Source organism: Marivita sp. (assembly GCF_048006345.1).
Classification (GTDB): domain Bacteria; phylum Pseudomonadota; class Alphaproteobacteria; order Rhodobacterales; family Rhodobacteraceae; genus Marivita.
The window spans coordinates 4,041,706-4,061,526 of sequence record NZ_CP180351.1 but is presented as its reverse complement, the minus strand read 5'-3'; the positions used below and the strand labels follow the sequence as shown (position 1 = coordinate 4,061,526).

The window sequence follows — 19,821 nt, the reverse complement described above, 5'->3', positions numbered from 1 at the left end:
CTGGGTCCGCGCGCAGATCAGTTATTTCAACAAGGGAGTTTTGATCATGCACAAGAAGATCGGATCACCATTGGCGGTCGCGCTGGCGCTTGCTCTGGCGGGCACGCCTGCATTCGCGCAACAGACCGCAGATGCAGTGGCCCCGGAGGCCGCGACCGAGACAGGGAGCGCCTTTGGCACCCTCTCAGACGCAGCTTTGGCCGCGCTTGCCGCCAAAGACGCGGGCACGCCTGTGGAAGCGCAGAACTGGATGGTTGCTGCCGCAAACCCGCTTGCCGTGGACGCAGGTGCACGGGTGCTGCGCGAGGGTGGCACAGCTGCGGACGCCATGGTCGCCGTGCAGGCGGTTCTGGGGCTGGTCGAGCCGCAAAGCTCGGGCCTTGGCGGCGGGGCGTTTCTGGTCTGGTACGATGCAGACAGCGGCGAGGTGACCACGCTGGACGGGCGCGAAACAGCACCTCTTGAGGCGACGCCGACGCTGTTCCAGACGCCTGACGGAGAGCCGATGGGCTTTTTCGATGCGGTGGTCGGCGGGCGGTCCGTCGGCACTCCCGGCACTCCGGCGCTCATGCAGGTGGCGCATGACAAATGGGGACGGTCCGACTGGGCCGGGTTGTTCGCAGAGGCGATCGCATTGGCGGAAGGTGGGTTCACCGTATCTCCACGTCTGGCTGATCTTGTTTCCGGCGATGCCAACCGGCTCGGACGTTTCAAAGCGACGCAGGACTATTTCTTCCCGGATGGCGCGCCGATCGCAGCGGGCAGCTCATTGGTCAATGCCGACTATGCCAACACCCTGCGCCTGATCGCCGCCGAAGGTGCCGAAGCGTTCTATACCGGTCCGATCGCGTCTGACATCGTGGCGGCGGTGCGCACCGCGGCAGGCAACCCCGGAGTGCTGTCCAGCGCCGATATGGCGCTTTACACGGTCAAGGAACGTGATCCGGTTTGCGTACCGTACCGTGCGCATGAGATCTGTGGAATGGGTCCGCCCTCGTCCGGCGCACTGACGATTGGGCAGATCCTTGGCATGCTGGATGGTTTCGACCTTGCCGCACTTGGACCGGACAGCGCCGAGGCGTGGCGGTTGATCGGCGATGCCTCGCGGCTCGCTTTCGCGGATCGCGGGCTTTACATGGCGGACACAGATTTCGTGCCGATGCCGACCAAAGGCCTTGTGGACCCCACCTACCTGCAAGAGCGTGGTCAACTCCTGCAAGGTGACGATGCCTTGCCCGAGGTGACACCGGGCAATCCCGAATGGGACCACGCGATGGATTTTGCGCCCGACGAAAGCCTCGAATTGCCGTCGACCTCGCATATCTCGATCGTGGACAGCTATGGCAATGCCCTGTCGATGACGACCACCATTGAAAACGGGTTTGGATCGCGGCTGTTCGTGCGGGGGTTCCTGCTGAACAACGAACTCACCGATTTCTCGTTCCGCACCCATTCTGACGGACGGCCCATTGCCAATCGCCTTGAGCCGGGCAAGCGGCCCCGATCATCCATGGCACCGACCATCGTAATGACCAATGGCACTCCGTCGCTTGTGATCGGGTCACCGGGCGGCAGTCGGATCATCGGCTATGTCGCACAGGCGATCATCGCGCATGTGGACTGGGGCATGGACGTGCAACAAGCCGTTGCGATGCCCCATCTGGTCAACCGGTTCGGCACCTTCGACATCGAAGCCGAAACACCGCTGACCACGCTTGAGGCGCCCCTGACAGAGCTGGGGTTCGAGGTCAATGTCACCTCGCTGAACTCAGGGTTGCATGCGATCAGTGTGGGTGACGCGCTGCGCGGTGGGGCTGATCCGCGACGCGAAGGCATTGCCTTGGGCGAGTGATCCGTGACAGGGGCAGTGGCACAGAGCCGCTGCCCCTGCTCTGCCAACCCAAAACAGACAAGGTGGCCTTCAATGTCCGACAATCCTCCGCTGCTGGCCGTCCTGATCGACGCCGATAACACCTCTCCGAAATACTCAGCGGCGATATTCGAAGAGATCGCATCCCTGGGCGAAGCCAGCGTGCGGCGCTGCTATGGCGATTTTTCCAGCCAGCAGATGTCGGGATGGTCCAAGGTGCAGGCCGAGTTCGGGATCGTGCCGCATCACCAGCCCGCCAACACCGTGGGCAAGAACGCGAGCGACATCGCTCTGGTGATTGACGCAATGGACCTGATGCATACCGGACGGTTCGACGGGTTTGTTCTGGTCAGTTCCGACAGCGATTTCACGCGGTTGGCGCAACGGCTTCGGGAACAGGGACTCGATGTGTATGGGATGGGCATGCAAAAAACACCCGAGGCGTTCCGGCGGGCCTGTAAGCGCTTCATTTTCCTCGAAAACCTCGAAGGTGGGCCGGAGTCGGAAAATAGCACTGTCAAACCGGCGTCAAAAGGCAACCTGAACGAGGCGCGCACCCTGATCCTCAAGGCGATGGATGCCATCGACCAGGATGACGAATGGTACCGTCTTGGCCAGTTGGGTCAGCACATCGTGTCCGCCAACCCGGATTTTGACACGCGCACCTACGGCAAACGCAAACTGAGCGACCTTGTTACCGACATGAAAGTGCTTGAGGTCAAACGCGGATCGAACAATCAGCTCATGGTGCGCCGGCGGGATTAACCCGTGCGGGTCATTTTGCGGCAGCGACCGATGAGTCATTGCCGCCAGCCTTTCGGCATGCCATGCTTCGTCTGGGGACGAGGGGTTTCTGCGCTAGGCGCGTTGGAGACCCGACTATGCTAACTATAGACACACCAATCTTGGTCCGTGCAATCGACGACGATATGCACGGCCAGGACAGACGGCTTTCCGATGCGTCCCTTCTTGTGATGGCACAAGAGGTGATCACGCGATTGTCGTACATCTCGCGCAAGGCGAACCCGGACATCAGCGATGTTGATCTGGATGCGTTCTGTATTGCTCTGCTGGAACCAAAGGCGGACGAGGCCAACCGCATTCTGATGCGCGCGCGGGAACGCGGCGCGACCCATGAGAAGCTGTGCCTGTCCTACATTGCCGCAGCTGCAACACGGCTTGGCGAGTGGTGGGAAAAAGACATCATCCATTTCAGTGACACGGCCATTGCGGCGGGCCGGATGTTGCACATGCTACGCGATCTCCGAATGGCCATTCCCCCGGTTCCTGTTCGGGGACATCGGGAGGCTTTGTTTGCAACCGTCCCCGGAGAGCAGCACGTTCTTGGCGTGACGATGGCGGCGGATATCCTGCGCAACAAGGGATGGCATATCGACCTGCAGGTCGGACGCACCGAAACCGATCTGTGCAAGATAGCCCATGATGGTGGGTATCCGATCATCGGTCTGTCGGCCTCAGGCGCGGATCGTGTACGGGCGCTGGCCCGGACCATTGTCGAGTTGCGGATCGCCGCACCCCGGTCGTTGATCTTTATCAGCGGCAACATCGTGCATATCGACAGGGATATTGCCATTCGCACCGGGGCGGACGCGGCTGCAGCGTCAATGGCGCATTGTCAGGAGACGCTGGAATCGCTCTATCAGGCGGTGTTGCGCGCGGCGTCCTCTGCGCCGTAGCGCGCGAGGAAGGTCGTGACGGCACCGTCGATCACGCGATTCATTTCGTGGTCGGCAACGGACTGTATGATCCCGAACAGCAGTTTGGGCCAAAGATCGGCTTTGCACAGCTCCGCGAACTGATCAGCGGCGAGGTTGTAATCCTCGATGCGCAGTTCGCCGCGGCCTTCCGCCTGCTTGAGGTACTCGACGACAGCGGCGCGCAAGATCATCGGGCCGGAATGGTAGAACTCCTGACCAAGCAGCGGAAAGCGGTCGGACTCCGCGACACAGATGCGGAAAATGCGCTGCCCCATGTCCGAATAGATGAACCCAAGAAACTGTTGCGCCACGCAGGTGAGCACTTCGCGCGGCGGACGGGAACTGTCGATCTTTTCGATGGAAATGCGCGCCTGCTCCTCGCACTGCCGCGTCGCCACTTCCATGAACAACAGCCGTTTGTCGGGGAAATAGCTGTAAAGGGTTGCCTTGGACACGCCAGCAGCCCGGGCGATGTCGTCAACGCTGGCCCCTTCAAAGCCGTCACGCAGGAAAATCTCCCGCGCGCCATCGACCACCTGATCGAACTTTCGGCCTTTTCGGATTTGCGCCTGCGCGGTTGCCATTTTCATCCCTTATGTCGCGTTCAAAAGCTAAACAGATCGGTTTAGTCTAGCAAGTGGAGATGTGTGACCGGAACGCCGGAAAACAAGCGGCGCGTTCTGTGTCAAACCTCATGACTGCAAGGAATAGAGGTTCTTTCGATATGCTTTTTTCGTTCAACCGTCGCCGGTTTTCAGATTTATCGGAACAGGAAATTCTCGCTCTGGCGATCTCGTCCGAAGAAGACGACGCACGGATTTACCGGTCCTACGCAGAGCGGCTGAGAGCCGAGTATCCATCCACAGCAGCGATCTTTGATGGGATGGCCGTAGAAGAAGATGGGCATCGCCAGCGGCTCGTTGATCTGCACAGAGATCGGTTCGGCGACGTGATCCCCTTGATCCGGCGTGAACACGTGGCGGGATATTACAATCGCAAGCCTGTCTGGCTCATGGAAAACCTTGGGATCGAGCGCATACGCGCCGAAGCCGAGGCGATGGAGCATGACGCTGAGCAATTCTACATGGCCGCCGCCAAGCGCAGCACGGATGCCGCGACGCGCAAGCTTTTGGGTGATCTGGCTGCGGCTGAGGCCGGGCATCAAAGAACGGCAGAGCATCTCGAGGCGCAGCATCTGGATGAGGACTCGCGCACCAGCGAGGAAAACAATGCACGACGTCAGTTTGTGCTGACATGGGTGCAACCAGGGCTGGCCGGTTTGATGGACGGGTCGGTGTCCACGCTTGCACCCATTTTTGCCACCGCATTTGCGACGCAGGACACATGGACAACGTTCCTTGTCGGCATGGCGGCGTCTGTTGGGGCGGGTATCTCGATGGGCTTCACCGAGGCCGCTTCGGATGATGGACAGCTTTCGGGTCGCGGCTCGCCGTATAAGCGGGGGTTCTCGGCTGGGATCATGACGACACTGGGTGGCTTGGGTCACGCCCTTCCCTACCTCATCCCGGATTTCTGGACCGCCACAGTCATCGCTTTCGTCGTTGTCTTCATCGAGCTTTGGGCGATTGCGTGGATTCAGAACAAATACATGGACACGCCGTTCTTCCGCGCGGCTTTCCAGGTTGTTCTGGGCGGTGCGCTGGTCTTTGCGGCAGGCGTTCTGATCGGCAGCGGGTAAAGCGCCCTTCAGCCAACAAAAAACCCGGGCGCGAACGCCCGGGCAGTTGGTCACATAAGGCTGATTGGAAGGAGGAGATCAGCCTTTGGAGAATTCGGGATAGGCTTCCATGCCCAGCTCAGCCATGTCGAGACCGTTGATCTCTTCTTCTTCGCTGACGCGGATACCCACGGTTGCTTTCAGGATGAACCACAGGATCAGCGAGGCGACGAAGGTGAACACACCGTAAGCCACGATACCGGTCAGCTGGGTCATCAGGCTTGCTTCACCGTAGAAGATCACGGCGATGGTGCCCCAGATACCTGCAAAGAGGTGGACCGGGATGGCGCCGACAACGTCGTCGATCTTGAGCTTGTCGAGGAACGGGATTGCGAAGACCACAATCACACCACCGACAGCACCGATCCAGAGCGCGCCGAAGAGTGTCGGAGCGAGCGGTTCAGCCGTGATCGATACGAGACCCGCCAGAGCGCCGTTCAGAACCATCGTCAGGTCGACCTTCTTGTAGAGGATCTGGGTCAGGATCAGGGCAGTCACGGAACCAGCCGCTGCGGCCATGTTGGTGTTGGCGAAGATACGCGACACGTCGGAAACGTCACCCACGGTGCCCATGGCAAGCTGCGAGCCGCCGTTGAAGCCGAACCAACCGAGCCAAAGGATGAATGTACCGAGGGTTGCGAGCGCCAGGTTGGAGCCCGGGATCGGGTTCACACGGCCGTCTTTGTACTTGCCAATACGCGGACCAAGCACGATCACACCAGCCAGAGCAGCCCAGCCACCGACGGAGTGCACGACGGTCGAACCAGCGAAGTCGGAGAAGCCCATTTCGGACAGCCAGCCGCCACCCCACTGCCAGGAGCCGGAGATCGGGTACATGAGACCGGTCAGAACAACCACGAAGGCAAGGAAAGGCCACAGTTTGATGCGCTCGGCCACGGCACCCGACACGATGGACGCGGTTGCGGCAACGAACACCAACTGGAAGAAGAAGTCGGAACCAACAGACGCATAATCAAGCGCGGCATCCGCAGCAGCAACGCCGACCGGATCAAGAACGGTCTGTCCACCAATCGCGAAGAAGCCGTTGAAGTCGCCCGGATACATCGTGTTGAAGCCCACGAGCCAGTACATGATGGCTGCGATCGAGAAGAGCGCGATGTTCTTGGTCAGCTGCATCGCCACGTTCTTGGAGCGCACCAAGCCTGCTTCGAGCATGGCAAAGCCGGCGGCCATGAAGAACACGAGGAAGCCTGCCATGAGGAACAGGAGTGTGGTGAAGATATACGGTCCAACCTCGTCCATGGTCGGCGCGGCGGCCTCTTGAGCCATGCCCATAACCGGCAGCGCAACAAGCGCGGCAGCGGGCAGGAGTGTATTGAGTAGTTTCATCTGTATGTGTCCCCTAATCTCTGTCACAGCGCCTGTTCAGAGCGCATCCCCATTGGTTTCGCCTGTGCGCACGCGAATGGCCTGCTGCGCATCGAGCACGAAGATCTTGCCGTCGCCGATCTTGCCGGTGCGGGCTGTCTTGGTGATGGTCTCGATCACCTGATCGGCCATGTCGGCCGCGACCACGATTTCGAGTTTGATTTTTGGCACGAAGTTCACCGCGTATTCTGCGCCACGGTAAATCTCGGTGTGGCCGGACTGAGATCCGAACCCCTTGATCTCGGTTACCATCATGCCGCGGACGCCAATGTCTGTGAGCGCCTCGCGGACTTCTTCAAGCTTGAATGGCTTGATTGTCGCTATGATGAACTTCACCTTGGTCCCTTTCCCTTGCAGGTCGATCTTGTTTGCATGCGCAGAAAAGAGGCAGGCAGGAGGGGAAGGGAAGATTTGAGGCCGGGTGAAATGGGTCGGGCCCCTTCATGTTGCACAAATTTTGCACAATTCCGTATGAATGCACGTTTTTTAATCAGTTAAAAAACCAGGTAACGTGTTCTTGACCAGTCCACATCGACTGTGAAACTCACTAAATTAATAAAAAAGAGCAGCATCACAGGCGGGCGCCATGACTGATTCACGACGCGGGAAGAACCGTCTGGTCGCTGACCGGCGATATCCCAAGACGCCAACCAAAGCGTCTCAGCCACGCAAGGCCGCCCCGGCCAAGCGCAAGCCGACCCGCGCCAAAGCCAAACGCGGCGGGATCATCGGCTTTTTCACCGGGATCATCGGCTGGGTGTTTCGCTTTTTGTTTCGCCTGTTTGTACGTGCGGGCCTTGTGGCCGCGATTATCGTCGCGGGCTTTGTCGGCTACGAATACACCACGCTGCCCGAAGTCTCGGATGCGCTGGACGGTCGTGCACGCGGGTCTGTGCAGCTTTTGGATCGCGACGGCGTTGCCTTTGCGTGGCGCGGCGACCAGTTCGGCGGCGTGGTGACGGCGGACACCGTTTCGCCGCATCTGAAGAACGCGGTGATCGCCACCGAAGACCGACGCTTTTACAGCCATTTCGGCATTTCTCCGCGCGGTGTCGCATCGGCGGTAAGGATCAACCTGTCCGAAGGGCGCGGGCCGTTGTCGGGGCATGGCGGGTCGACGATCACGCAACAGACCGCAAAACTGCTTTGTCTGGGTGTCACCTATGACCCGAACGACTGGAAGAATGAGGCCGAGTATGTGGCCGATTGCCGTCGCGGGTCGCTCTATCGCAAGGCCAAGGAAGCGGTCTATGCGATTGCCATGGAGATCAAGTACTCCAAGGACGAGATCCTCTCGATCTATCTCAATCGCGCCTATATGGGCGGTGGCGCTTATGGTGCGGCAGCGGCGGCAGAGCGGTATTTCTCGAAACCCGCGTCGGCCCTGACACCGCAAGAAGGTGCGATGATCGCCGGTTTGCTGACCGCGCCATCGAGCCTTGCACCGACATCGAACCTTGAACGCTCACAGGCACGTGCGGCGACCGTGCTGCGGTTGATGAATGAACAGGGTTTCCTGAGCGACGAACAGACACGGGCCGCGCAGGCGAACCCTGCAACGCTGTCGGACAAGGCCAAAACACAGACTGGGGGTTATTTCGCGGATTGGGTCATGCAGTCCGGCCCGGACTTCTTCACCCGCGACACGACCGAGGACGTGGTGATTTCCACAACCCTTGACCAGCGCATTCAGAAGGCGGCGGAAGACGCGATCAAGACGGTCTTTGCAACCAAGGTGCGTGAAGGGTCCAAGGCGCAGGCGGCTATTGTGGTGATGTCTGCCGACGGAGCAGTACGCGGCATGGTGGGCGGGCGACAGACCAACGTCTCGGGCGTCTTCAACCGCGCGACGCAGGCAAAGCGGCAGACCGGCTCGGCGTTCAAACCGTTCGTCTATGCGACCGCGCTGGAACTGGGCTACGGCCCGTATGACCGGGTGACGGATGAGCCTTTCTGCATGAACATCCCAGGCTCGGGCCGATGGTGCCCCGAGAACTATTCAGGCAATTACTATGGGTCGGTCACCCTGACCGAAGCGCTGGCCAAGAGCCTGAACATCCCGGCGGTGAAAATCTCGGAATCCGTAGGCCGCGATCTGGTCCGCAAAGTGTCCGAGGATTTCGGTATCCAAAGCTCTTTGACGGACACCCCCGCTTTGGCCCTAGGCGCGTCAGAGGCGTCGCTTCTCGAAATGACCGGGGCCTATGCCGGTATCCTGAATGGCGGATCGTCCGTGACGCCCTATGGCCTCGTGGAACTGCGACTGGTTGGCGAGGACCAACCCATGATGGGCAGTGGGGGCGGTATCGGAGAACGTGTCATCAATGAAGAGGCGTCACGCCAGCTGATCTGGATGATGGAAAAGGTCATCACCGAAGGCACCGGGGGTCGGGCCAAACTGGGCGACCGTCAGGTGGCCGGTAAAACAGGCACCTCGCAAGAGGCGCGCGATGCGTGGTTCATCGGCTTTACGGCGGATTACGTGACCGGTGTCTGGATGGGGTATGACGACAACACGCCGCTTGCCGGTGTGACGGGCAGCGGCCTGCCCGCCGAGATCTGGCACGAGGCGATGGTGCGCGTGCATGACGGGTTGCCAGTGCGCCCTCTGCCGATGATCGAACCGACCCCGCCGCGACAGGTGGCGCAACCACAGCAGCCACAACAACAGCAGCCCGCCCGCCAGCGCGACCAGGGCGGCAATGCGCTTGAGAACGCACTGAACCAGATCTTGCGCGATATTCTCGGACGGAACTGACAGGTCGCTGTCGTGGGGAAGGCGGTCGTCTTTCCCCTTCCCATTTCCGACGGTGCGCAATAGCGTCCGGACAAACGAAAAAGGGGAGACACCATGACCAATGCCATCGACGCCCGCCTTGCCGAACTTGGCCTGACCTTGCCGGATGCTCCGGCCCCGGCGGCCAATTATGTGCCGTTTGTGAAGACCGGAAACCAGGTCTATGTCTCGGGTCAATTGCCGACCGGGCCGGACGGGCTGATCAAGGGCAAGCTGGGCGCCGATCTGGATGCAGACGCCGGTGCCGAAGCCGCGAAATACTGCGCTCTGGCATTGCTGTCACAGGCGCGCAAGGCCGCCGGTGGTGATCTGAGCCGGGTGCGCGTGGTCAAGCTGGTGGGTTTTGTGAACTCTACTGCCGATTTCGGTGACCAGCCCAAAGTGGTGAACGGCGCATCGGACCTGATGGTCAATGTGCTGGGCGACAACGGCCGTCATGCGCGCTCTGCGGTGTCTGCTGCGTCCTTGCCCTTTGGCGTTGCTGTCGAAATCGAAGGGATTTTCGAACTGCTATGACCCAGCTGCCGTCCGCGTTTCTGACCCGTCCGATTGCGCATCGCGGCTTGCACAACAAGGCCGAAGGGGTAATCGAAAACAGCCCCTCAGCCTTTGCCGCCGCGATTGCTGCCGGGTATCCGATCGAGCTTGACCTGCAATTGTCGCGCGATGGGGTTGCCATGGTGTTTCATGACGACACGCTGAACCGTCTGACAACCGAGACAGGCGCGGTGCGGAACCGGGATGCGGCCGAGCTTCAGGCGTTGACGATCAAGGGTGGCACCGACCGGATCCCGACGCTGACACAGGTCCTAGAACAGGTGAACGGCGCGGTGCCGCTGTTGATCGAGCTGAAGGACCAGCACGGCGCGATGGGCGAAACCGATGGCGCGCTGGAGCGGGCGGCGCTGGATGTTCTCAAAGGCTATGACGGCGCGTTCGCCCTGATGTCCTTTAACCCCACCATGGTCGCCAAGGTGGCGGAACTGTCGCCAGACACGCCGCGTGGGATCATCGGCTGCGCGTGGCGCAAGATCGACGAGCCGCATGTGCCGGTGGCTCGACGGGCCGAACTGGCCACCATTCCCGGTTTCGAAGAGATGGGTGCCGATTTCCTCAGCCACGATCATACGAATCTGGACTCGCCACGTGTGGAACACCTCAAAGCGCGGGGTGTGCCGATCCTGTGCTGGACGATCCGCAACGCAGAGCAGGAACAGATGGCCCGCAAGGTTGCCGACAATATCACGTTTGAAGGCTACGCGGCTTGATCCCCGCCTGATCAGACCCACGTAGCATCGCGTAACCAAGGAACGGACATGTCCGACCCAACTGACGCGCCCACAATCGCCATTTCGATGCACGGCTCCCTGTCTCAGATCACGGCAGGGGAGTGGGATGCCTGCGCCTGCCCCGAAGTGGCCGATGGCGGGCGGGCGTATGATCCCTTCACCACCTATCGCTGGCTGAAAGCGTTTGAAGACAGCCGGTCGGTCGGGGCAGGCACGGGGTGGGACCCGCGCTACATGACCGCCGAGATGGACGGCCAGATCATCGCCTGCGCGCCGCTTTATGCAAAAAGCCACAGTCAGGGTGAATACATCTTTGACCATAACTGGGCGCATGCATGGGAACGCGCGGGGGGACGGTACTATCCGAAGCTTCAGATTGCGGTGCCGTTCACCCCTGCCACGGGCCGACGTTTCCTGACCCGTCCGGGTTTCGAGGCCGAAGGCATCAGCGCGCTTGTTCAAGGTGCAGTTCAGGTGGCTTCAGACAACGAATTGTCGTCACTCCACATCACCTTCTGCACCGAGGCCGAGGCGATTGCAGGGGAGCAGATCGGGCTACTGCGCCGTCGCACGCAGCAATACCATTGGGAAAACCGGGGCTATGCCGATTTCGACGCGTTCCTTGCCGACCTGAGTTCGCGCAAACGCAAGACCATCCGAAAGGAACGCGAACGGGCGCAGGGGTTCGGCGGGACGATCCACCAGTTCACTGGCGACCAAATCCAGCCAGACCACTGGGATGCGTTCTGGGCATTTTACCAGGACACTGGCGCGCGCAAATGGGGGACGCCCTACCTTACCCGCAAGTTTTTCGATATCGCGCAAGAGCGGCTTCGGGACGACATTCTTCTGGTTCTCGCCGAACGTGACGGACGTTGGGTGGCTGGTGCCATGAACGTCATCGGGCGCGACACGCTCTATGGCCGCTATTGGGGCTGCGTCGAGGACCATCCCTGTCTGCATTTCGAGCTGTGTTATTATCAGGCGATGGATTACGCGATTGCACATGGCCAATCCCGCGTTGAGGCGGGGGCGCAAGGCGAACACAAGCTGGCACGCGGATACCTGCCGGTTTACACCCATTCGCTGCACTGGATCGGTGATCCCGGTTTCTCGGACGCCATAGCGCGTTATCTTGAAGCCGAAGCAGAGGCGGTCGGGCAGGATATCGAAGTTCTCACCAGCTATGGCCCCTTTCGCAAGGACACCACGGAGGATCACCAATGACCGAGAAACTTTCCGACACGGCACGCAAGACCGTTCTTGGGCCGCTATTGGAAACAGGGTGGGCGCTTGTCGAAGACAGGGACGCGATCACCAAGACCTATAAATTCAAGGATTTCACCGAAGCCTTTGGCTGGATGGTGCGCGCGGCGCTTTGGGCAGAGAAATGGAACCACCATCCCGAATGGTTCAACGTCTACAATAAGGTCGAGGTCACTCTGACAACGCATGATGTCGACGGGCTGTCCTCACTGGATGCAAAATTGGCGCGCAAACTGGATACGCTCTGACTGTTTCAGACAGCATTTCCGCGCCGGATTGGTTTTTCACAGTTTTTTCAGTGCCCCTCATGCGGTGGGTCTGTTAGCCTTATAAAGATTGTTTTTTTCTGTGTGATAGTATGTCCATTTCAACAAATGAACGCCTGACCCATCTTGTTTACGAGGCGTCTCTCGACAATTCGCTTTTGCCTGAGTTGATCCTCGAATTGACCGAGCAGGTGCAGATGGCGGCCGATGGCCGGATGATCGAAGCGGACCACCGCCACGACCTCAGCGATCTGATGATCCACTTCCGCCGGGCCATCGAAATCTCGGAAAAGATGGTGCGCCTGCAGGAACGGGAATCCGATCTCGAAGCGGTTCTGGGCACCTTCGCCGTTGGAATCGCTCTGGTCGACGACAGCGGCACACCGTTGGTTATCAATCAGGCCATGCGGGAAACCGGGTTGGCGCTGGACGCGCCGATCAAGCTGCTCCCGGCGGGCAGTTCCGACAAACACGAGGCCAAGGCACAAACGCTGTCGCGCTGGGTATCCGAGACCAATCGCATCGAAACGCCGCAATCCCTGATGACGCGCGAAAGCGAAACGACCTATCTACTGCTGCCCCGACAGGAAGCCATTCGTATGGGTTTCCCGGCCAAAGCCGCGGCGGTTCTGGTCGCCACCAATCCCAACACCGCCGATGGTCTGCGCGCCTTGGCCAGTGCCCATGATCTGACCCTGCGCGAACAGGCCCTCGTACGCGCGCTGATGGACACAAGCGACCTGCGCAAAGCCAGCGAGTTGATGGGGATCAGCTACGAATCCGGGCGCACCTATCTCAAGCGGGTGTTCGAAAAGACCGGCATCACCAGTCAGGTCGATCTCATCAACACCATCGCGAAAAGCCCCTTGTCGATGTTCCGTCAACGCGAAACGACCGATGCGGAACGGTTTCAGGTTCGGCGATTGCTGCGGCTGCCGGATGGGCGGATGCTTGAATACTTCATACTTGGGCCTGAGGACGGCAGGCCTGTGGTGCTCTTTGATGCATTGTCGGGGTCGTCGATCGACCTGACCGGATTTCCCCGCCAGTACCTTGAGCATCTCGATCATTACGGCGTGCGGTTGATCATGCCCTGCCGGCCGGGGATCTACCGGTCGGATTTCAAGAAGATGACTAGCCTGCGCGAATTCGCGCCTGATCTGGAATGCCTGTTCGATGCTTTGGGCTACGATCAGTTGTCCCTGATGAGTTTTTCCTTCGGATCAGGCATTGCTTTGGCGACCGCGCATGAAATGCCCGAGCGGATCTGCAAGGTGTTGCTCTCATCGCCCAGTTACCCGGTCTACAAGCACGAAAATTGGCGCGAGTTGGACCAGTTCTACCATCTCTCTGCCGTGCTGGCCCAGCGCTGGCCCGCCATGTTCCGGCAGTTGATCCCATTCTTGGTGCGGTCCATCATCCAGAACGCCCCGCGCTACATGGAGCGCTATTGCAAACGCTCGCCCAGCGCACATGACATTGAATTGCTGTCACACCCGACCATCGGCCTCCGATCCTCGAAGATGCTGGAAGAACGCACCGCAGGGGGCGTCAATGGCATGGTCGAGGAAAACCTGCTGAACTCTCGCGGTTGGGATTTTGATGTCAGTCATATCTTGGCCCAGGTCGAAATTTACCATGGTGCGGACGACAACGTGGCTCCGGCGCAAGGTGGCGAGCTTTTGTCGAAGCATCTTCCGAACGCCAGCTACACCCTGTTCAATGACAGAGGGCATTACCAGCATATCTCAAGCTGGCCATGGATGGTCGCCCGTGCCGCAGGTCTGGACGTGAAACCCTACGACCGGACATATTCGATCCCGACGATCTGACCAGAAAACCGGTTGCGCAGACACTTTGTCCCCATATGGGGATATTGCGCTTCACTGGACTTCCCTAAAGTCACCTTACTGAGCCTTTTCAGTATCAAAATCTTTTTAGAGAAGCCTTTGTAATGCCAAACATTATAACGAAGGTCGCTGCCTACGAGCGCTTGGCGCGGGAGCGTCAAATGACGTCCCTTATTGATCGGGATATCATAGCTCTGGGCGGCGACTTCATACCTCTGAGATCGGATTGGATCTCGCTCTTCTATGACACCGCGCACAAGGTCATATCGGACGATGGCAGCCAATATGCCTACCGTGCGATCACGACCCGGGGTGAATTGCTTTGGTTCGTATTTTCGACCGGCAAATCCCGCGGCTATCATTCCGAGGCGGCATGTCCCTTCGCCGCCTTTACAGAAGCCAAGACCGCTTTGGATCAACGACGCCAGATCAAGGCACGATGGAGCGATGTCACATCCATTGCCCGCGATCTGCGCCGTGGGAAGATGCGCTTCGACATTCTGATCGAGGACGCCCACAGCTCACCCCTCTGCGCCATGGGAACGCGGCATTTCCTGCGTTCGGTTGGGCTGTCCGGAATCACGCGCCTGTCTGGGTTCAAACTGGCGTGGCTGATGTTGCTGGAACCGCAGCTTGGCTTTGTGATCCATCAAGCCGCCCTTCGCGAAGGCGTTTTGCCATACGAAGCTGCGATAAACCCCGTCACACCGAAAGAAAGCGCACGGTCGATACGACCGAAACGGGTCGCCCCGGTCAGTTGATCACACGCCACCAGGGCAAGGGCGGCATCGTTTTCGGCGTTCCCTTGCCCGTGGGCTTCGCCTAACCTGCCCGCGATGCTGGGCTATATTGTCAAACGACTGATCTCACTTGCCATAAGCCTGATTGTGGCCTCGGTGGTCATTTTCGCCGTGGTCGAGATAGCACCCGGCGATCCCGCCAGTTTCATGTTGGGCATTAACGCACAGCCCGACACGGTGGCCGCGTTGCGCGCAGAGCTTGGATTGGACCAGTCCAAACTCGACCGCTACCTGAGTTGGGTCGGGGGAATGCTGACGGGCGATTTCGGCACATCCTATACCTATCGCACTCCCGTCGCGCAGATGATCGCAGACCGGATGTGGGTGTCCTTGCCGCTGGCGCTCTACGCGCTGACCCTGTCCACGCTCATCGCATTTCCCGCTGGTATCTTTGCGGCCGCACGTCGCGGAGGACCGGGCGATCTGGCGGTCACAGGCGCGACCCAACTTGGCGTTGCGATTCCAAACTTCTGGTTTGCAATGATGCTCGTGCTGATCTTTGCAATCCAGTTGCGCTGGTTCAGCGCAGGCGGCTTCCCAGGTTGGGACAAGGGGTTTTGGGGAGGGATGAAGGCGCTGACACTGCCGGCCATTGCCCTTGCCCTGCCGCAAGCCGCGATCCTGACGCGTGTGATGCGGTCGTCGCTTCTGGACATTCTGGGCGAAGATTTCATGCGCACCGCGCGCGCCAAGGGTCTTTCGTCCCGTCAGGCACTGTGGCGGCACGGTCTCCGCAATGCGTTGATTCCGGTGCTGACGATCATCGGCCTGCAATTCGCCTTCCTGATGGCAGGGGCGATCATCATTGAACAGGTGTTCTTTCTGCCGGGGCTTGGGCGACTGATTTTTCAGGCCATCACGCAGCGCGATCTGATCGTGGTGGAATCCGTGGTGATGCTTCTGGTCTTTGCCGTCATCATGGTGAATTTCCTAGTCGATCTGGCCTATGCCGCTGTCGATCCCCGATTGAGGACACGGACATGAGCCGCAACCTGATCCTTGGCGGTCTTTTGACCGGGGTCTTCGTGATCGCGGCCTTTCTGTCTTTTGTCTGGACCCCGGACACCGTCGAGGCGATGAATATTGCGAACCGCCTCAAACCGCCCAGCGCCGACAACCTGTTGGGCACCGACCATTTCGGGCGGGACATTCTGTCGATGTTGATGGTGGGCGCGCGCACCTCCATTGCGGTGGCGCTGGTCGCGGTGGGCATCGGAATGGGCCTTGGCGTCCCCTTGGGCCTGGCCGCCGCCGCGCGACGTGGCGGGATGCTGGACGAGGTGATCATGCGCATGAATGACCTGATCTTCGCGTTCCCGTCGCTGGTCATTGCCATCCTGATCACCGCCGTGTTTGGCCCCTCCGCCACCAACGCAATCATCGCCATCGGCATCTTCAACATTCCGGTCTTCGCCCGCATCACGCGCGGCGCCGCGCTCAGCCTGTGGAAGCGCGAGTTCATCATGGCCGCACAGGTCGCGGGCAAGACGCGCACCCGCATCAGCGTCGAGCACATCCTGCCCAACGTGGCGAACCTGCTGATCGTGCAGGGCACCATCCAGTTCAGTCTTGGTATCTTGGCCGAAGCGGGCCTGAGCTATGTCGGCCTTGGCGCGCAGCCCCCAATCCCAAGCTGGGGACGGATGCTCGCCGATGCGCAGACCATGGTGTCGCTGGCCCCCCATGTGGCGCTGATCCCCGGACTGACCATTGTCGCGATGGTGCTGGGGCTCAACCTCTTGGGTGACGGATTGCGCGACGCGCTGGACCCGCGCCTCAAGGTCGTCCGCGCATGAGTTTTTTGAACATCGAAAACCTGTCACTTGCGATCCATGGCACACCGATCCTGCATGGCATTTCGCTGAAGATCGCGACAGGTGAGATCACCGCACTGACCGGCGAAAGCGGGTCAGGGAAATCCATGACCGCCTTTGCAACCATGGGCCTCTTGCCGAAAGGCGCGACCATAACCGGTAGCATCATCTTTGATGGCGCAGACCTGTTGTCTCTGGCCGAACCGCAGATGTGCGACCTGCGCGGGCGCGAGATCGGCATGGTGTTTCAGGAACCGATGACGGCGCTCAACCCGGTGCAGACCATCGGCGCACAGGTGATGGAAACCATCCTCATCCATAAAGCGATGCCGCCTGATAAGGCGGAAGAGCGCGCCCGCGAGGTCCTTGCCCGCGTGGGCCTGCCGCCTGACAGGTTTCCCTTGTCCCGCTACCCGCATGAACTCAGCGGCGGACAGCGCCAGCGCGTCGTCATCGCCATGGCCATCGCCCTGCGCCCGCGCCTGCTGATCGCGGACGAGCCGACAACCGCTCTTGATGTCACCACTCAGGCGCAAATCCTCGACCTGCTCAAGCGGCTGGTCAAGGAAGATGGTATGGCGCTGATGATGATCACGCATGATCTGGCTGTGGTGAGCGACATGGCCGACACCCTCAACGTCATGCGCAATGGCGAGATCGTTGAGGCAGGCCCGACTGCCGAGGTCCTGCGCGAGATGCGCCATCCCTACACGAGGGCCTTGTTCGAGGCGTCGCGTCATCAGGCCGATCTGGGTAATGCCAAAGCCGATGCTCCGCTTCTCTCGGTCAGGAACGTCAGCCGCGACTACCCTCTCCCCCGCACATCGCTCTTCAGCACACGACCAACGTTCCGCGCAGTGAAGAACGTCAGCTTCGAGATACGGCGTGGCGAACGTGTCGGCCTCGTGGGCGAATCCGGCTGCGGCAAGTCCACCCTCACTCGCGCGATCCTTGGGCTGGAACCGGTACAGGCGGGAGAGATCACTCTCGACGATGACCCGGTCTGGCAGGACGGTCATCCAAACCTCACAGTACGGCGCAAGATGCAGGTGGTGTTTCAAGACCCTTACGGCAGCTTCAACCCCCGCCACCGCGTGTCGCGCCTTATCACCGAACCCTTCCATCTGCTGCCTGACCCGCCCCGGGGTGCGGCACGTGATGCGGCGATTGCCGAAGCCCTGACCGCCGTCGGGCTAAAGCCCGAGGATGCGGAAAGACACATCCACGCCTTCTCCGGCGGACAGCGTCAACGCATCGCCATAGCCCGCGCACTGATCATCAAGCCGGACCTGATCGTCTTTGACGAGGCGGTCTCGGCCCTTGACGTGCGGGTGCGGGCACAGATCCTTGATCTGATGGCAGACCTCAGCCGCGCCTATGGTCTCACCTATCTTTTCATCAGCCATGACCTGAGCGTCGTACGCTCCATCACAGACCGCGTGATGGTCATGCGCGCAGGAGAAATCGTCGAGGACCGGCCGACCGCCGACATCTTCGCAGCACCCGACCACCCCTATACGCGCGAATTGATGAACGCCGCCCCACAGCTTTCCCCCTTCCCAGAGGTCCAAGATGCTCCCCACCCTGCCCTTTGATCCCAGCCATGTCCTGATCGGCGGCACATGGCGCGCCACCACCGACACGTTGCCTCTGGTCAATCCGTCTGACGGCAGCACGCTGTGCCAGATCGCGCGCAGCAGCGAAGCAGATGTGGATGCCGCGGCCGCCGCAGCCCAATCTGCGTTGGACGGCGCATGGGGCAGGATGAGTGCGCTGGAGCGGGGACGGTGCCTGACGCGACTGGGCCAGCTTGTGTTGGAGCACACAGATCTTTTGACGACGCTGGAAACCCTCGACGTTGGCAAACCCGTGACCCAGGCCCGTGCCGATGCCATCGCCCTTGCGCGCTACTGCGAATTCTATGGTGGCGCGGCCGATAAGGTGCATGGCGAAACCATCCCCTATCTCGACGGCTACACCGTTTACACCCTCCGCGAACCGCACGGGGTGACGGGCCATATCGTGCCCTGGAATTACCCGATGCAGATCATCGGCCGGTCGGTTGGTGCCGCTCTCGCCATGGGCAACGCCTGCGTTCTGAAACCTGCCGAGGATGCCTGCCTGACAGCCCTCATGTTTGCCCATCTCGCCAAAGAGGCGGGCTTTCCAGATGGCGCATTGAACGTCGTGCCCGGCCTCGGGTCCGAGGCGGGTGCAGCACTCGCCCGTCATCCCGGCGTTCACCATCTGAGCTTTACCGGATCGGTCCAGACCGGCAAAACCATCCAAAAGTTCGCCGCTGAAAACGTGGTGCCGGTCACGCTGGAACTCGGCGGCAAATCCCCGCAGATCGTGTTCTCCGATGCCGATCTCAATGCGGCCTTGCCCTTCCTTGTCAATGCAGGCCTCCAGAACGCTGGTCAGACCTGCTCCGCCGCGTCGCGCATCCTGATCCAACGCATTATCTACGAAACGGTGGCGACCCGCATGGCCGAGGCTTACCGCGCCAAGATCATCGGCCCCGCCAGCAGCGACCCCGATATCGGCCCACTGATCTCGACCAGGCAGAAAGCGCGCTTCGAGACCCTGCTTGAAGCCGCCCACGACGTGCCGTGCATCGCCGAAACACCGATGCCAAAGGACCTGCCGCCCGATGGGGCCTATGTTCAACCCCGCCTATACGGCCCCGTCCCACCGGATCACCCGCTCGCACAGGACGAGCTTTTCGGCCCGGTGCAGGTGCTGATCCCCTTCGACACCGAGGATGAAGCAGTCAAGATCGCGAACGGCACCATTTACGGCTTGGTCGCGGGCGTCTGGACAGAGAACGGCGCGCGGCAGATGCGACTGGCCAAAGCGCTGAAAACCGGGCAGGTTTTCCTCAACAATTACGGTGCGGGTGGCGGGGTGGAACTGCCCTTTGGCGGTGTCGGCAAGTCCGGTCATGGCCGTGAAAAAGGGTTCGAGGCGTTGTATGGCTTCTCGACCCTGAAAACTGTCGCAGCGAAACACGGCTAAGGGGAG

18 protein-coding genes are annotated in these 19,821 nt (G+C 60.3%); 15 read left to right on the top strand and 3 right to left on the bottom strand.

Annotated elements, in window-relative coordinates; translation table 11 throughout:
• Positions 1-46: 46 nt before the first annotated feature.
• From ggt to ACMVPR_RS19640, 3 genes are all read left to right on the top strand, one after another.
• Positions 47-1,852 (top strand): gamma-glutamyltransferase, encoded by a 1,806-nt coding sequence (ggt, locus tag ACMVPR_RS19650; protein ID WP_416884241.1) that lies wholly within the window; start codon positions 47-49, stop codon positions 1,850-1,852.
• Positions 1,853-1,924: 72 nt separating this feature from the next.
• Complete coding sequence (locus ACMVPR_RS19645; protein WP_292265441.1) at positions 1,925-2,635, top strand: NYN domain-containing protein; 711 nt, start codon at positions 1,925-1,927, stop codon at positions 2,633-2,635.
• A gap of 116 nt (positions 2,636-2,751) precedes the next feature.
• Positions 2,752-3,567: a cobalamin B12-binding domain-containing protein gene (locus ACMVPR_RS19640; RefSeq protein ID WP_416884240.1), complete on the top strand. Its 816-nt coding sequence runs from the start codon at positions 2,752-2,754 to the stop codon at positions 3,565-3,567.
• On the opposite strand, the gene ACMVPR_RS19635 is transcribed toward ACMVPR_RS19640, so the two are convergent.
• Positions 3,531-4,172: a TetR/AcrR family transcriptional regulator gene (locus ACMVPR_RS19635; RefSeq protein WP_300586983.1), complete on the bottom strand. Its 642-nt coding sequence runs from the start codon at positions 4,170-4,172 to the stop codon at positions 3,531-3,533. The genes ACMVPR_RS19640 and ACMVPR_RS19635 overlap by 37 nt on opposite strands.
• Positions 4,173-4,312: 140 nt before the next feature.
• Between ACMVPR_RS19635 and mbfA the strand changes: the two genes are divergently transcribed.
• Positions 4,313-5,287 carry an iron exporter MbfA gene (gene mbfA / locus ACMVPR_RS19630; RefSeq protein ID WP_300586981.1) on the top strand — a complete coding sequence of 325 codons (975 nt, stop codon included), beginning with the start codon at positions 4,313-4,315 and terminating at the stop codon, positions 5,285-5,287.
• Positions 5,288-5,365: 78 nt separating this feature from the next.
• Here mbfA and ACMVPR_RS19625 read toward each other — a convergent pair whose 3' ends face one another.
• Entirely contained in the window at positions 5,366-6,676 is a 1,311-nt protein-coding gene (locus tag ACMVPR_RS19625) for an ammonium transporter (protein WP_416884239.1), read from the bottom strand.
• Between the two features lie 36 nt (positions 6,677-6,712).
• Complete coding sequence (locus ACMVPR_RS19620) at positions 6,713-7,051, bottom strand: P-II family nitrogen regulator (RefSeq protein ID WP_292060931.1); 339 nt, start codon at positions 7,049-7,051, stop codon at positions 6,713-6,715.
• Positions 7,052-7,301: 250 nt separating this feature from the next.
• Here ACMVPR_RS19620 and ACMVPR_RS19615 point away from each other — a divergent pair, with 250 nt between their 5' ends.
• The 11 genes from ACMVPR_RS19615 (at position 7,302) to ACMVPR_RS19565 (ending at position 19,815) form a co-directional block, all read left to right on the top strand.
• The gene (locus ACMVPR_RS19615) at positions 7,302-9,473 is read left to right on the top strand and encodes a transglycosylase domain-containing protein (protein WP_416884238.1); all 2,172 of its coding nucleotides are present in this window, start codon (positions 7,302-7,304) and stop codon (positions 9,471-9,473) included.
• Positions 9,474-9,566: 93 nt separating this feature from the next.
• A complete protein-coding gene (locus ACMVPR_RS19610; RefSeq protein ID WP_416884237.1) occupies positions 9,567-10,028 on the top strand; it encodes a RidA family protein in 462 nt (153 codons plus the stop codon).
• Complete coding sequence (locus tag ACMVPR_RS19605; protein WP_416884236.1) at positions 10,025-10,780, top strand: glycerophosphodiester phosphodiesterase family protein; 756 nt, start codon at positions 10,025-10,027, stop codon at positions 10,778-10,780. Before ACMVPR_RS19610 ends, ACMVPR_RS19605 begins: the two co-directional genes overlap by 4 nt.
• A 48-nt stretch (positions 10,781-10,828) precedes the next feature.
• Positions 10,829-12,028 carry a GNAT family N-acetyltransferase gene (locus ACMVPR_RS19600; protein ID WP_416884235.1) on the top strand — a complete coding sequence of 400 codons (1,200 nt, stop codon included), beginning with the start codon at positions 10,829-10,831 and terminating at the stop codon, positions 12,026-12,028.
• Positions 12,025-12,315, top strand: a complete 291-nt coding sequence (locus ACMVPR_RS19595; protein WP_300586967.1) for a 4a-hydroxytetrahydrobiopterin dehydratase — start codon at positions 12,025-12,027, stop codon at positions 12,313-12,315. Before ACMVPR_RS19600 ends, ACMVPR_RS19595 begins: the two co-directional genes overlap by 4 nt.
• Positions 12,316-12,425: 110 nt before the next feature.
• Positions 12,426-14,165, top strand: coding sequence for an alpha/beta fold hydrolase (locus ACMVPR_RS19590; RefSeq protein WP_416884234.1), 1,740 nt, complete (start codon positions 12,426-12,428; stop codon positions 14,163-14,165).
• 179 nt (positions 14,166-14,344) lie between these two features.
• Positions 14,345-14,944: a hypothetical protein gene (locus ACMVPR_RS19585; RefSeq protein ID WP_300585041.1), complete on the top strand. Its 600-nt coding sequence runs from the start codon at positions 14,345-14,347 to the stop codon at positions 14,942-14,944.
• A 75-nt stretch (positions 14,945-15,019) separates the two neighbouring features.
• Positions 15,020-15,967 (top strand): ABC transporter permease, encoded by a 948-nt coding sequence (locus tag ACMVPR_RS19580; RefSeq protein WP_300585040.1) that lies wholly within the window; start codon positions 15,020-15,022, stop codon positions 15,965-15,967.
• A complete protein-coding gene (locus tag ACMVPR_RS19575; protein ID WP_416884233.1) occupies positions 15,964-16,779 on the top strand; it encodes an ABC transporter permease in 816 nt (271 codons plus the stop codon). The genes ACMVPR_RS19580 and ACMVPR_RS19575 overlap by 4 nt, the downstream gene beginning before the upstream one ends.
• Positions 16,776-18,392: an ABC transporter ATP-binding protein gene (locus ACMVPR_RS19570; RefSeq protein WP_416884232.1), complete on the top strand. Its 1,617-nt coding sequence runs from the start codon at positions 16,776-16,778 to the stop codon at positions 18,390-18,392. The genes ACMVPR_RS19575 and ACMVPR_RS19570 overlap by 4 nt, the downstream gene beginning before the upstream one ends.
• Positions 18,370-19,815, top strand: a complete 1,446-nt coding sequence (locus ACMVPR_RS19565) for an aldehyde dehydrogenase family protein (protein WP_416884231.1) — start codon at positions 18,370-18,372, stop codon at positions 19,813-19,815. Before ACMVPR_RS19570 ends, ACMVPR_RS19565 begins: the two co-directional genes overlap by 23 nt.
• Positions 19,816-19,821 lie beyond the last annotated feature (6 nt).